The organism is Pseudogemmobacter sonorensis, assembly GCF_042762395.1.
Taxonomy (GTDB): domain Bacteria; phylum Pseudomonadota; class Alphaproteobacteria; order Rhodobacterales; family Rhodobacteraceae; genus Pseudogemmobacter; species Pseudogemmobacter sonorensis.
This window is the reverse complement of sequence record NZ_JBEFZE010000022.1, coordinates 17541-30604: the sequence shown is the minus strand read 5'-3', so window position 1 is coordinate 30604 and position 13064 is coordinate 17541. Positions and strand designations below refer to the sequence as shown.

Below are 13064 nucleotides of genomic sequence, written 5' to 3'. Positions count from 1 at the left end.
CCCTGAGCCGCCCGGCTCCGGCTTTATGCCGGATTGTCCCGGCTCTCCGATGCGGAGAGCGAATGCGACCACGATTGTTTAATGGAAACCACGATAGAGGAAGGGCGCGCCTTTCGGCGCGCCCCTTGTTCACTCAGCGGAAGGGCGCGGCGTATTGCAGCCCGCCCTGGGTCCAGAGCGCGTTCAGCCCGCGCGCCAGCCCGATCGGGGTCGAGGAGCCGATGTTGGCCTCGAAGATCTCGCCATAGTTGCCGGTCGCGGAAATGGCGTTCTTGAAGGCTTCGGCCTCAAGGCCCAGCATCGCGGGCAAGTCGCCGTCCAGGCCCAGCAGGCGGCGGATTTCCGGGTCGGTCGAGGTCGAGGCGACTTCCTCGATATTGGCCTTGGTGATGCCCTTTTCCTCGGCGATCAGCAGGGCGTTGAAGGTCCAGCGGACCACATCGCCCCAGACGTCGTCGCCATGGCGGACCAGCGGGCCGAGCGGCTCTTTCGAGATGATTTCCGGCAGGATGACGTGGTTCTCGCTGTCGGCCATCGTCGCGCGCGAGGCCGCGAGGCCCGAGGCGTCGGTGGTGTAGGTGTCGCAGGCCCCGGCCAGATACTGACGCTGGGCTTCCGAATCGTCCTGCACGGTGACGGCGGTGTAGGAGATGTTGTTGAACTTGAAGAAGTCGGCCAGGTTCAGCTCGGTCGTGGTGCCGGTCTGGATGCAGACGGTGGCGCCGTCGAGTTCCTTGGCCGAGGAGACGCCGAGGTCCTTCTTCACCATGAAGCCCTGGCCGTCGTAGTAGTTCACGCCGACGAAGGTGAATTTCAGGTCGACGTCGCGGGTATAGGTCCAGGTGGTGTTGCGCACCAGAAGGTCGACTTCGCCCGAGGCCAGGGCGGTGAAGCGGGTTTCGCCGGTGGTGGGAACGAATTTCACCTTGGATGCGTCGCCGAAGATGGCGGCGGCGACGGCACGGCAGACATCGACGTCGAAGCCGATCCAGGTCCCGTTCGCATCGGGAATGGCGAAGCCGGTCAGGCCGACATTGGTGCCGCAGATCAGCTCGCCCCGGGCTTTCACATCCGACAGCGTGTCGGCGGTGGCCGCACCCGCAAGCATGGTGCTGGCGGCGAGAGCGCCGAACAGGACTGATTTTTTCATTCTAACCTCTTCCTGAGCTGCCCCCGCAGGGATTGCGGCGGCTGTTGTGCCCCACGTTGCCGCAGGTGCGTTTTGGCTTGGAGCGCCGGGGTTTGCCGATGCTCCATGGAGCGTATTTTCCGCGAAAGCAATTTGGATGGTCAAGAGCGCATCTGGCGCTTCGGGAAAAATGCCCGTTTCCTTGGCATTATGTATGGAATCTGATGCTTTAGCGGGCAAGTCCGTGCCCGGGGGGGCGGATTGTCACCGGCACAATGCAAAGAATCGGTCGGCCTGAAGAAAAGCCTCGCGGCGCAGCGCCTCGGCGGCCTCGGCCTCGTCGTCGCGGCCCCATTGCTCGGACTGCCAGTTTTCGTCAAGCCGCGACAGCGCGAAGGCCTCCGGCGCCGAAAGCCGGCCCCGGATCACCGCGAGGGCGAGGACGAGCGAGCCGGAAATCGCCACGAGGTCGTGGAAGGCGGCGAGTTCGAAATCCGACAGCGCCGCCATCGGCGCGGCAAGGCGCGCCACGGCCTCGTGGTCCTGCGCCACCGGCATCAGGCCGACGGTGACGGACAGCCTCGCGCCCAGTTCCGCCTCCGCCCAGTCGAGCTGCGGGTCCCAGGCCCGGGCCTGCCGCGCCGCCAGCGCGGCGGGGGCCTCGACGCGGTAGCACAAAAGGTCCGAGCCGCCGTATTCCGCCAGCATCGCCCGGACCTCGGGCGCCTGCAGCGACAGCTTGTCGATGGCGGAATTGGCGGCGCGGGTGGCGGGCATGGTCTCGGGCCGGATCGGGCCCTCTTGCGCCTCCCATTCGCGGGCCACCGCCTCGGCCATGGCGCGGGTCGGCAGCAGCAGCGCCGCCTTGGCCGGGGTCTTGACCGGGCGGCCGTCGAGACGGACGGTGAACCGGCCCGGCGCCTCGGCAGGCTCGGTCACCTCGACCGCGCTCCAGAACCGTTTCGGTGCCCAATCTGCCATGCCCGGCGCCCTTTCCGTGATCTTCTTTGCGTCTGGGGACGCCCATTGTTCCGGCGACGTCCGCTTCTGCGTCACGCCTGTTCTTCCGCCGAAGCCCGTGCCCTTTGCCGAAAGCCCCTGCCCGGTGTCGCGCGTCCTGACACCCGCGGCAACGCCCACCGCAACGCTTCCCTCAGCGCCCGCCGAAGGCTTCGAACGGATCCTCGGGCACATCGCCCTCCTTCCAGTCGAGCGCCTTCCACGTCCGTGCCATATGTTCGGGCAGGGGGGCGGTGAAAACCATCGGCTTCTTGGTGATCGGATGTTCGAACCCGATGCGGCGGGCGTGAAGGTGCAGCTTTTTCGAGATGTCGCCGCCGATCGCCGCGCCCCAGCCGTCGCCCTGGTTCTCGGCCCCGCCGCCGCCGTATTTGCCGTCGCCGAGGATCGGATGGCCGATCTCGGCCATATGGGCGCGCAACTGGTGGGTGCGGCCGGTCACCGGCTCCAGCGCCATCCAGGACAGCCGGGTGCCAAGGAACCACAGCGTGAAGAAATCTGTCTGGCTGCGCTTGGCCTCGGGGTGGTCCTTGGCCTTGGCGGGATGGATGCAGACCATCTTCTCGCCTTCGCCGCCGCGCCCGTGGCCGGGGGCCTTCATCAGGTGGAACTTCACCGAGCCCTGCCTGGGATGGGGCACGCCCGCCACCACCGCCCAGTAGATCTTGCGCGTCAGCCGGTGGCGCAGCGCCTCGGAGAGCGCGCGGGCGATCCGGTCGGTGCGGGCCAGCAGCAGGATGCCCGAGGTGTCCTTGTCCAGCCGGTGGACCAGCTTGGGCCGGTCCTTGTAGCCGAATTTCAGCGCCTCGGTCAGGCCGTCGACATGGCGGTCGCCCTGGCCCGAGCCGCCCTGGCTGGGCAGGCCCGGGGGCTTGTTCAGGACGATGATATGCTCGTCCTTCCACAGGACGCAGTCCTGGATCATCTTGGCATCCGCCGGGCGGATCCCTTCGGCGCGGGCGGGCGCGGGGGCCTCGGCATCGGGCAGGGGGGGGATGCGCACCGTCTCGCCGGGGGCGATGCGGTCGGCGGCCTTGGCGCGGGCGCCCTCGACCCGGATCTGGCCGGTGCGGCACATCTTCTCGATCTGGCCCTGGGTCAGTTGCGGAAAGCGGCGCTTGAGCCAGCGGTCGAGCCGGCTTTCGCCTTCGTCTTCCGAAACGGTCAGGATCTGGACGCCGCTCATGGCAGGCTCCTTGCGATTGCGACGCCAAGGGTGACGGCGACCAGGGACAGGGCGACCGATCCGCCCGCGTAAAGGGTGGCGGCCAGCGGGCGGCCCGCCTCCCACAGCCGCAGGCTGTCGAGGGAAAAGGCCGAGAAGGTGGTGAACCCGCCCAGAAGGCCGGTCATCAGCAGCGGCGAAAGCCCCGGTCGGCCGGAAAGCGGCACCAAGAGTATGCCGATGGCGAAACTGCCGCTGACGTTGATCGCTATTACCGCCCAGGGGGCGCCGAAGGCCGAGACGGCCAGATGGCGCAGGACCGAGCCGATGGCTCCGCCGAGGGCGACCTGAAGGAAGGGGGCGATCGTGGACATGGCGCCGGACCTATGCAGCCGGGGGCTTGCTGTCAACGGCAGCGGTTGCGGCAGCGGTCGCTGGGCCGTGGGGCGCGCGGGGACCGCCCGCTCGCGGCTGCGCCGCCGCCGTGGCGGCCGGGGGCGGGGCGTCGGCCTTCGGCAGGGGCGCGGCGCGGGCGGCGTCATGCGCCGGGTCGGCGCCCGGAACCGGGTCATAGCCATGGCCGCCCCAGGGGTGGCAGCGGCAGAGCCGATGCGCCGCCAGCGCGCCGCCGCGCAGCCCGCCGTGACGCTCCAGCGCCTCAAGCGCATAGGCCGAACAGGTGGGCTGGAACCGGCAGCCATGGCCGACCCAGGGCGAAAGCAGCAGCCGGTAGGCCCGCACCGGCAGGGCAAGCAACCGGGCGAGCGGGCTCATGCCTTGGCCTCGGCGCCGGGGGGCGTGGCGACGGGCGCGCGTGTGGCGTTCCCGCCGGGCGCCTCGGCGCGGTTCGGGGGCGTGCCGCCGGATGCGGTGGCGCCGTGGGGACCGCCGCCGCCGCCCTGCCTGCCGCGTGGCCCGCCGGATTTCGGCCCGCCCTCGCGGTGGACCGAGGCCAGGGCCAGCGCCAGATCGGCCAGCAATTCGGCGAAGGGCCGGGTGACCGTCGCGCCGGGCCGGGCCACCAGCACATAATCCCAGCCGGGCCGTGCGAGGCCCGGCAGCACCGCCCGGGCCACCTCGCGGAGGCGACGACGGGCGCGGTTGCGCATGACCGAATTGCCGACCTTCTTCGAGGCGGTGAAGCCCATGCGGATCCCGGCGGAGCCGTCCTGGCGGTCGCGCCCCTGCAACAGGAAAGAGCCGGTGCCCTGTCTGCGCGCCGAGGCGGCCTTGAGGAAATCGGCCCGTTTGGGAATCACCGGAATGCGGGGGCGGGCGGCTTGAGGGCCCGGGGACGCGGCTGTCGAGGCCCGGTGGGATTCGCATCCCGCCCCTGAAGCCGTCCCCGTGCCCGTCCCGGACTCCGGATCCCTGAGAGGGCCGGATCCGGCGCCGGATACCGGACCGGAGTCGCGGCCGGTTTCAGGGCTGGAATCTGAGGCGGTATTAAGATCGGGAACAGGCCCTCCGGCCAGACACGTCGCATCTGTCCCGGTCGCCGCCGTTCCCGTCCGCGCGGCCTTGGCCATCGGCCCCTCACTCGCCGTCGCTTCGCCCGCCCGTTCCCCGGCGCGCGCGCAAACGGAAACCGCCGGAGGCCCCGGGGGCGCTTCGGCGGTCTGCCTGTCGCTCCTGGCTTCCGGCGGCGTCATATCGGTCTCGCCATGACGGGGCGCGCGTATCTGGCCCGCGTCCGCAGGCCGGTCGGTCGCGCCCGAAAGCTCAGGCCGAGAGAACCTTGCGGCCCTTGGCGCGGCGCGCGGCCAGCACGAGGCGGCCGCCTTTGGTCGCCATGCGGGCACGGAAGCCGTGACGCCGCTTGCGGACCAGCTTCGAGGGTTGGTAGGTGCGCTTCATCGCGGCATTCCTTCTTGGTTTCGGGGGCCGGAGACTCCGGCCGTCTTCTGGGCGACCGGTCTTGCGACCGGCCCTAATCCGGCTGCCCGAAACCCATGCCGAAGGACCGGCCGGACTCGAGGGCGTTGATCTGAAGCCCGCCCTATAGGGGCAGGCGCCGCGCAAGTCAACGTATCGCGATTGCGCGGAAGGCGGAAAACCGACCGGGGCGGGACGGTGGCCTCGGCAGGCCGGGCGGAGCCGCCCTGGATCCGGTTCCCATCCGGGCCGCGGCGCATTCCCGGCCCGAACCCCGGACAGACGAACCCGGACAGACGGACCCCGGACGGACGGGCCCCGGACGGACGGGCCCCGCACGGCACAGGCATCGAGGCCCGACCGCCGCGTGCGGCCTGCGGCGCGGATGGGCGGGATCGGCGAAAATCCGGCGGGTTGGGGATGTTTCGGCCCGGGTTGCGCTGTCCTTTCCTCTCGGCCCTGTGATAAGTCGGGGGAGGGCGATCGGTCGCGCCTGCGGGCGGGCCGGGCGAGGGCGCCGGGCCGAGCTTTCGATGGATTCGGATTCGGGTGGCGAGCGACGGAAACCGCGACGGGCGACGTTGATCCCCACCGGGCCCACTCTCTCCGGCCTGGCCGGTGGCAGTCCGGAATCGGGGCGGGAACCGGAGGCCGGTGCGCGGCGTTGCTGGTTCCGGGCCGAGAGCCGGAGGGGCCGGATCTCGGGTGCCGGACCTTCGGGGCGAGGCGCGCGGACAGGTGCTGATAAAGGGACGGAAGGGTGCCACAGACGACCGACCCGAAAACGCCGACCCGGCTGGGAAGTCTGGACCGGCCCGAAGGTTTGGACCGGCCAGAAGGTTCGGACCTGACCGAAAGCCCGGCCCGGCCCGCAGGTGGACAGGCGACCTCGGGCCGCGCTCCCAGGCCGCCGGGCCCGGGCCCTTCAGTGGCCGTTTCCTCCTCCTCGGCCCAGCCCGCTTCCGGCCCTGCCGCCCCTGGCCCTGCCGCTTCGGGCCCCTCTGCTTCCGGCCGCGCCGACCCCGGGCACAGGGCGCCAGGCCGCCGCTTCCTGCGCACCCTCTCGGGCCGGTTGCTGTTGCTTGTCGTCGCCTTCGTCCTGCTGGCCGACGTGCTGATCGTCGTCCCCTCGATCGCGCGCTACCGGGCGGATTTCCTGCTTGAGCGGCTGCGCCAGGCGCAGATCGCCGCGCTGGTCCAACTTGCCTCCGAGACCGGCGTCACCCCCGCGCTGGAGGCCGAGCTTCTCGCCAATGCCGAGGTCTACAACATCGTCCTGCGCCGCGACGACATTCGCGAACTGGTGCTGTCCTCGCCCGTGCCCGCGCCGGTGCATGCCGATTACGACCTGCGGCTGGCCGGGCCCTGGCAGTTGATCCGCGATGCGGTCGCCACGCTGGTCGACCCCGAAAACCGGGTGGTCCGGGTGATCGGCAGCCCGGTGCAGGAGGGCGGGCAACTGATCGAGGTCACCATGCAGACCGAGCCCCTGCGCCGCGCCATGCTGCAATACGGCTCTCGCATCGTGATCTTCTCGGCGCTGATCTCGGCGGTGATGGCGGTGCTGCTGTTTCTGGTGGTGCAACGGCTGATCGTGGTGCCGATCCGCCGCGTGGTCCTGCATATGAACGCCTTTGCCGATGCGCCCGAGGATGCGCGCAGCCTGATCCGCCCCTCGGCCCGGGTGGAGGAACTGCGCCAGGCCGAAGAGGTGCTGGCCTCGATGCAGACCCAGCTTGCCGGGGCGCTGCGCCAGCGCGAACGGCTGGCGCAGCTTGGCGGCGCGGTGGCCAAGATCAGCCATGATCTGCGCAACATCCTGACCACCGCCCAGCTTTTCGCCGACCGGATCGAGGGTAGCGCGGATCCGGCGGTGGCGCGGGCGGCGCCCAAGCTGGTCGGTTCGATCTCGCGCGCGGTCAGCCTGTGCGAGGCGACGCTGGCCTTCGGCAAGGCCGAGGAGCCGCCGCCGCGCCTGACCCGATTCGCGCTGGCCGCGCTGGTGGGCGAGGTGGCCGAGGGCGAAGGGCTGGACAGCCCCGATTCCGGTGCCGCGCATGATCCCGTCACCTGCCTGATCGACATCGCGCCGAACCTGTGGGTGCGCGCCGATCGCGAACAGCTTTACCGTGTGCTGTCGAACCTTCTGCGCAATGCCCGCCAGGCCATCGCCGCCACCGGCCAGCCCGGGGTGATCGAGGTCTCGGCAGGCGAGGACGAGGGCGGCTGGTGGATCCGTGTCGGCGACACCGGCCCGGGCCTGCCCGCGCGGGCGCGCGAGCATCTCTTCGCCGCCTTCCAGGGCGGCGCGCGCAAGGGGGGGACGGGGCTTGGCCTCGCGATCTCGGCCGAACTGGTGCGCGGCCATGGCGGGCGGCTGGAGCTTTTGCGCTCGGACGGCGAGGGCACGGAGTTCCTGATCCACCTGCCCAAGGGCGCGATCCGCACCGAAGAGCGCGAGGGCTGAGCGGGGCGGGGCGCAGGTGCCGGCAAGCCGCCTCAGAAGCCATGCGGATCGTTCCCGGCCGAGCTGGCGCGCGGCCCCGACCTGTCGGATGCGATCTCGAAGCGGTCGACTGTTCGGGCTGGGGATAAAGGAGCCGCACTCGCCGTCGGCGTCGTCGCACCGGGTTGGAAACGGTCTCCCACCCGAGCACCGACAACATTTCGCGGATCGTTCCCGAATGCCACGGAGAGCATACATGACGGGAAATCCGTTCGGTCTTGCGCCGAAAGATGCGGTTTCGGTGGGGTTTCCTTCGATGCCGGGGAAGATTTCCGTCCCAAGGCAACCGCAAGATGCTTTTTCAGCAACATGTTAGGGGGCAGGCCGTGACATCCGGGGCGAGGCCGGGCGCATTGTCGTCTTGTCGGCGTAGCCCGCATGGAAGGCTTTGCCGCCGCGTCCCGGGCCCTGGCGGAGACGGATGGCTGGGAACAGGCGGGCCGAACCGGTGAGGGCCACAGGAAAGATCCCCGAACGAAAGGCCCGCATAGAGGCCCACCTGAGGAGGGTTTCGAAAGTTTTGCCGCCTCGCGTTCTTTCGCCCTTGCAAACCCCGGCGGGCGCCGCTACATCGCCCCCACGACGGACCCGTAGCTCAGCTGGATAGAGCATCAGACTACGAATCTGAGGGTCGGGCGTTCGAATCGCTCCGGGTCCGCCACTTCAGTCCCTGAGTGGGCACTGAGTTTACGCCACCTCCCGCCACAAGCGTCTGTAGCAGTCGGGACTTCGATCCCATGATGCGAACCTCGCCGTCTGCGACCTCGACACGCTGCGCGAGCGCGCGCAGGTGGTCGCGGCGATAGCCGCCGCCTTCCAGCCGGATACGTTCGCGGGCGGTCGTGGCGAATTTGCGCAGCATTTGCGGCGTCACCGCCTTCTGCCCCGAGTTCTGGAGCATCGCCTGCGCCCGGTCTGCATCGGCCTTGGCCTGATCGCGGATGGCCTTGAGGCCGTCGATGCGGTCTTTCAGCGCCGGGTCGTCCAGATCGGCAACACCTGCCTCGATGGCGTCATAGAGCCGCTTGAGGCGCAATTCCGATTCAGCGGCGCGCTTGTTCAACTCCGCGATATGCTCGCGGCGGCGCTCTGAATGTTCTTCCCTGCGGTCGAGCGCGGCGGCAAGAACGGTCTCCAGCCGCTCGGGCTGGAGAAGCTGACTCTCAAGGTGATCGGCGACCAGATCGTCCAGCTTCTCCATCGGCACGGCCATGCCCTCGCAGGCGGTCGGCCCCTGTCGCGCTTTCATTGAGCAAGCGTAATAGCGATAGCGCCCGCCCTTGCCGGTGCGGATGGTCATGGCCCCGCCACACTTGGCGCAATGGATCAGCCCGGTCAGCATGGACGGGCCGCTGATGACGCGCGAAGGCATGACCTTGGGATTACGGGCCTTGAGCAGCTTCTGAACTGCCTCGAACGTCTCCCTGTCGATGATCGGCGGAACCGGGACGGTGACGATCTCGGTCTTGGGTTTGAGTTCCTTGGTCTTGGTCCGCTTGTTGAACTCGTGCTCGCCCATGTAGGTGCGGCGGGTCAGGATGCGGTGGACCTGCCCGATGCCCCAGCGCCCGCCGTCGCGGGTGAAGATACGGCGGCTGTTGAGATATGAGACGATGTTCTTGACGCCCATCTGGCCGGTGGTGCCGTCGCCTTCCAAGGCAAGGCGATAGATCAGCCGCACCGTGTCGGCGTGGAGCGGGTCGATCTCCAGCTTCTTCTTGGTCTTGGCTCCGCGCTGCTCGGCGGCGACTGTGCGATAGCCGATAGGAGGAAGCGAGCCGTTCCAGAAACCTTGCCGGGCGTTCTCCTTCAAGGCCCGCATGACGTGCTTGGCGTTTTCCTTGGACTGGTATTCATCGAACAACGCCATGATCTGTCGCATCATGACGTGCATGGGGTCATCCCCCATTTCCTGTGTGATCGAGACCAGCTTGACGCCGTTCTTCGCCAGCTTGCGGACATAGAACTCAAGCTCGAAGTGATCGCGGAAGAACCGGCTGAACGAATGGACCACGACCACATCGAAGGGCGCAGGCTTGCTGGTCCCAGCCTCGATCATGCGCTGGAACTCGGGGCGGCGGTCATTGGTGGCCGATGCGCCGGGTTCGATAAAGGTTTCGACCAATTGCAGGTTTCGGGCCTCGCAATAGGCTTCGCCCTGCCGCTTCTGATCGGGGATGGAAACGTCATGCTCGGCCTGCCGCGCCGTCGAGACACGCAGGTAAAGGGCGGCGCGCTGCATCACCCGATGCTGAGATTCGCCATTGCTCGAAGTTGTCATGGGGCTTCTCCCGACAAAAGGCGCTGTGCGGTCGCAACAGGCAGATACAGGGTATTGGGCCGGTCAGTCAGCGGCGTGAAGCCGAAGGCCGCGTAGAAGGCTGCGGCCTTCCCGTCGATGGCGTCGGCGAATATGGCGTGAGCGCCTATCGGCGCTTCGGCGACGGTCCTGATCGCGTCGAACAGCAGCGCCTCGCCTAGCCCAAGCCCGGCATAGGACTGGTCGCGACCAAGCCAGCCGACCAACACCGCCGGGACAGTCGGGTAGCGCGGCAACCGGCTCGCCAGCGGCTCGGGCACAGCCATGAGCGGGACGTTGCTCGATGACAGTGTATAGAACCCTGCGATCCGGTCCCCTTCAAGGTCACGGGCGACAAAACAGGTCGCGTATCGGCGCTTGATATCCTGCGTGACCGCCTCGCGGAAATAGCGGTCTATCCGCTCGTTGCCGCACGAGAACGTCTTGCGCTGGTGGGCCTTGGTCAGCGCCTCTATCGCGAACCTTGCACTCACCGGGGAGTGATCAGGTCTGCATGGCGCTTCGCTGCGCGGGCCAGACGGGCGTTGGGCGCGGGCGGGTCGATCAACGCCTTGGCAAAGCGCACCTGATCCTCGGCAGCCAGACGCAGCACGTCGGCTTCCTCGACCGTGCGGCGGGCGTCCTCGCCTGCCGTGGCGATGAGATAGCCGGTCAGCGTCATGCCGCGCAGCCGTGCGGCGCGCTGCATCTGCTCATAGACGTTGACAGGGACGCGCGCCTCAAGGCGGGCGGTTTCCACTTCACTTGCGGGTCTGGGCATGGCCGAACTCCTTTTCTTCGTTACATACGGCATATTGCCGGATTTATCAAGGATCGGATGAGCCGAACAATTCATCGAACAGGTCGCCGAACCATCGCTCGAACACCTCGATCTCGGCTTGTGTGACAGGAACGGGATCGGGCCAGTCGTCGGTGACGGTCCATGTGCTGAGGTCATGCTTGGGGGGCCTGCCGGGGAAGGGCCACGGATAGCCCAACAATTCCTCAAGCTGCTCCGACGCCGTGGGCGGTCGTTTGGCGTGCCGGGGACGAGATGCCGCCTCCGGCTTGTCGTCGTCCCTGCGGTCAGAAGTCATCGAGGAAGTCGAATTCGTTAAATGAACGTTGCCGCCATCCGGCAGGGTTGGCGACCCAGCGGTTGATGTCGGATTCCTTCCATCCCGCGCCGTTGGTGCTGATCTTGATCTGGGCCGGGAACGTGCCTTCGGCGATCTTGCGGTAGATGGTGGACCGGGACAGGCCGGTGCGGGCGAGAACGGTTTTCAGGCGGACGATACGATCTGGTTGACGCATGGCTGCGCTGCCTTCTGCTGGTTGTTTCTGACGATTGCAGGAACCAGACAAGGCAACGATTTATCGTTTTGTAACAATTATTTAAGTGCCGTAGTAGTATGGCGTAGAAACGGCGGTAAATAGGATGGTTCTACGTCCTACAACCCGATGCCTCGGCCTCTGCCAAGGCCGTGACTGAGGGCGAGTTGCCGCCCGAGCCTCATCCCTGAGTCGAACTCCATGCTGATGCCGAGTTGCTTCTTTCGGCCTTCGAGCAGGGATTCCATCTGCGGATCGCGTTCGAGGCTCATCGCCATGTTGCCCATCTCCGCGCGCGCTGACCTGTAGCCGGAATAGTTGCCCGCCGCATATTGGCGCTCGCCGGTCTGTTTGAGGTCGCGAAAGCGTTCGACAAAGCGGTCGGCTCGGCGCTCCGGGCTGGTGCGAATCTCGGTTTCCAGTTGCAGGGCGCGGATGGCGCGATTGACCTTGCCCGATCCCGCCTCATGGGCAAGGCTCTCATCCTTGGCATAGGCCGCTTCCGCGTCCTGCCAGCCAAAGGGGCGCACCTCATCGAACGCCTTACGGGAATCGACCAGTTCTTCCCATTGTGCGGGGCTTGCCTTGCTCCCGGCATCCTCGGCGTTGAAGACCTGGCCAACGGCATGGGCATGACGGATGAGCGCCATTCTGCGGGCGTGGCGCAAGGCATCCTCCGAATCTATTCCGGCGTCCCGCGCCACCGCCTCGATCTCCTGCTTTATCTCCCTGCCGGTCGTCTCTCTTTCCGGCCCTTCTGCACCGTCACGAGACTCGCGCACGCTGAAGATGATGTCGCCGATCCGGTCAACGGCATTGTCCGGGACGTGCTTCTGTTCAACGGCAGCATCACGGGCATGGGCGGTAATGCCGCGCCGCTCGGCATAGTCCTGCGCCGGGTCAATCTGCTGGTCGTAGTCCGATGCCATGTCCTTGGCCCGGTCGCGCGACAGGGTATTCACCAGCCTGCCCTGACTGGCGAAGTCATCACGGCCATAGTGCAGGTCCATACCGTCGCGGTGCCGCGACAGGGCGACATAGCTGCCGTGCGCGTCCATGCCCGGCGTTGCCAGCACATGCGTCCGATCCACCGTCATGCCTTGCGCCTTGTGGAAGCATCAGCAGATGCACCATTCGTAGCATGTTGTTCGCAGCGGCGGGCGTTGCCGCCTTGTCGCTGACCAGCTTTTGCAGGTGCTTGCGTTCCATGTGGGCGACTCTCTTGTCACCATGTTCAGCTCGGAAGCGTTCGATGATGCCGCGATATGTCGCCTTCGTGGAGTCGCTCAGATTGGTGAAATCGCTGGTCTTGTAGAAGCTGACCACAAGCGCAGACACACTGCCTGCAATGGTTTGCTTCACGCCGATTTCCAGCTTCTCACCATTTGCGGCCTTCTCATACGCTGCCATAAACTCTGGCGTCCAAGGCAGGCCCGGCAGTGCGCACCGGGGAAAGCCGGGGCGGCGATAATACCAGCGGAAAGTGCCGTGGCGATCTTCGAAGCCCTGACAGTACCGGGGCGGTTTGCGTAAGAGTTTCATCCTTTCAGTCCCAGTCATTGGTTTCGGGGGCTGAATCGTCCCCGGAAGGGCATCAAACGCCAGATCCAAAGCGCGCACGTCCCAGATTGTCCGGGCATATACGCGCTTGGGGGCGGGCATTTCGCCGGGGCGTTCGGCAAGCTCCCGCGTTAAGCCCATGCCGAAGGACAACTCGGCCCACCATGGCCCTGCCTGG

Annotated in this window: 14 protein-coding genes, 1 tRNA gene and 3 pseudogenes; 4 read left to right on the top strand and 14 right to left on the bottom strand. The window is 67.3% G+C overall.

Translation table 11 applies throughout. The annotated features are described in order from the left end of the window. Window positions 1–133: 133 nt before the first annotated feature. From ABNX41_RS14865 to rpmH, 7 genes and pseudogenes are all read right to left on the bottom strand, one after another. Window positions 134–1150: an amino acid ABC transporter substrate-binding protein gene (locus ABNX41_RS14865; RefSeq protein WP_438670512.1), complete on the bottom strand. Its 1017-nt coding sequence runs from the start codon at window positions 1148–1150 to the stop codon at window positions 134–136. Between the two features lie 243 nt (window positions 1151–1393). After that, the gene (locus ABNX41_RS14860) at window positions 1394–2110 is read right to left on the bottom strand and encodes an ATP12 family chaperone protein (RefSeq protein WP_438670511.1); all 717 of its coding nucleotides are present in this window, start codon (window positions 2108–2110) and stop codon (window positions 1394–1396) included. Window positions 2111–2282: 172 nt separating this feature from the next. Further along, window positions 2283–3335: an RluA family pseudouridine synthase gene (locus ABNX41_RS14855; RefSeq protein ID WP_438670510.1), complete on the bottom strand. Its 1053-nt coding sequence runs from the start codon at window positions 3333–3335 to the stop codon at window positions 2283–2285. After that, window positions 3332–3688, bottom strand: a complete 357-nt coding sequence (locus ABNX41_RS14850) for a fluoride efflux transporter FluC (RefSeq protein ID WP_438670509.1) — start codon at window positions 3686–3688, stop codon at window positions 3332–3334. The genes ABNX41_RS14855 and ABNX41_RS14850 overlap by 4 nt, the downstream gene beginning before the upstream one ends. Before the next feature lie 163 nt (window positions 3689–3851). Further along, window positions 3852–4088 (bottom strand): annotated as a pseudogene (gene yidD, locus ABNX41_RS14845) (membrane protein insertion efficiency factor YidD); the annotation flags it as partial. A gap of 155 nt (window positions 4089–4243) precedes the next feature. Beyond that, window positions 4244–4657, bottom strand: a pseudogene (gene rnpA / locus ABNX41_RS14840) (ribonuclease P protein component); the annotation flags it as partial. A 379-nt stretch (window positions 4658–5036) separates the two neighbouring features. Beyond that, entirely contained in the window at window positions 5037–5171 is a 135-nt protein-coding gene (rpmH, locus tag ABNX41_RS14835) for a 50S ribosomal protein L34 (RefSeq protein ID WP_438670508.1), read from the bottom strand. Window positions 5172–6267: 1096 nt separating this feature from the next. Here rpmH and ABNX41_RS14830 point away from each other — a divergent pair. From ABNX41_RS14830 to ABNX41_RS14815, 4 genes are all read left to right on the top strand, one after another. Next, entirely contained in the window at window positions 6268–7656 is a 1389-nt protein-coding gene (locus ABNX41_RS14830) for a sensor histidine kinase (protein WP_438670507.1), read from the top strand. Between the two features lie 623 nt (window positions 7657–8279). Continuing rightward, window positions 8280–8356 (top strand) — tRNA-Arg (locus ABNX41_RS14825). A 129-nt stretch (window positions 8357–8485) separates the two neighbouring features. Next, complete coding sequence (locus ABNX41_RS14820) at window positions 8486–8788, top strand: hypothetical protein (protein ID WP_438670506.1); 303 nt, start codon at window positions 8486–8488, stop codon at window positions 8786–8788. Beyond that, a complete protein-coding gene (locus ABNX41_RS14815) occupies window positions 8789–8947 on the top strand; it encodes a hypothetical protein (protein ID WP_438670505.1) in 159 nt (52 codons plus the stop codon). Here ABNX41_RS14815 and ABNX41_RS14810 read toward each other — a convergent pair. From ABNX41_RS14810 to ABNX41_RS14780, 7 genes and pseudogenes are all read right to left on the bottom strand, one after another. Then, window positions 8921–9937 (bottom strand): annotated as a pseudogene (locus ABNX41_RS14810) (recombinase family protein); the annotation flags it as partial. The gene ABNX41_RS14815 and the pseudogene ABNX41_RS14810 sit on opposite strands and share 27 nt — an antisense overlap. A 35-nt stretch (window positions 9938–9972) precedes the next feature. Next, on the bottom strand, window positions 9973–10488 hold the full coding sequence (locus ABNX41_RS14805) for a GNAT family N-acetyltransferase (protein WP_438670504.1): 516 nt from the start codon (window positions 10486–10488) through the stop codon (window positions 9973–9975). Then, window positions 10485–10775 (bottom strand): type II toxin-antitoxin system TacA family antitoxin, encoded by a 291-nt coding sequence (locus ABNX41_RS14800; RefSeq protein ID WP_438670503.1) that lies wholly within the window; start codon window positions 10773–10775, stop codon window positions 10485–10487. The genes ABNX41_RS14805 and ABNX41_RS14800 overlap by 4 nt, the downstream gene beginning before the upstream one ends. 46 nt (window positions 10776–10821) lie before the next feature. Then, entirely contained in the window at window positions 10822–11091 is a 270-nt protein-coding gene (locus ABNX41_RS14795) for a hypothetical protein (RefSeq protein ID WP_438670502.1), read from the bottom strand. Next, complete coding sequence (locus ABNX41_RS14790) at window positions 11081–11308, bottom strand: helix-turn-helix transcriptional regulator (RefSeq protein WP_018631404.1); 228 nt, start codon at window positions 11306–11308, stop codon at window positions 11081–11083. The genes ABNX41_RS14795 and ABNX41_RS14790 overlap by 11 nt, the downstream gene beginning before the upstream one ends. Window positions 11309–11445: 137 nt before the next feature. Then, a complete protein-coding gene (locus tag ABNX41_RS14785) occupies window positions 11446–12423 on the bottom strand; it encodes a hypothetical protein (RefSeq protein ID WP_438670501.1) in 978 nt (325 codons plus the stop codon). After that, window positions 12314–13039, bottom strand: coding sequence for a hypothetical protein (locus tag ABNX41_RS14780; protein WP_438670500.1), 726 nt, complete (start codon window positions 13037–13039; stop codon window positions 12314–12316). The genes ABNX41_RS14785 and ABNX41_RS14780 overlap by 110 nt, the downstream gene beginning before the upstream one ends. Window positions 13040–13064: the final 25 nt, after the last annotated feature.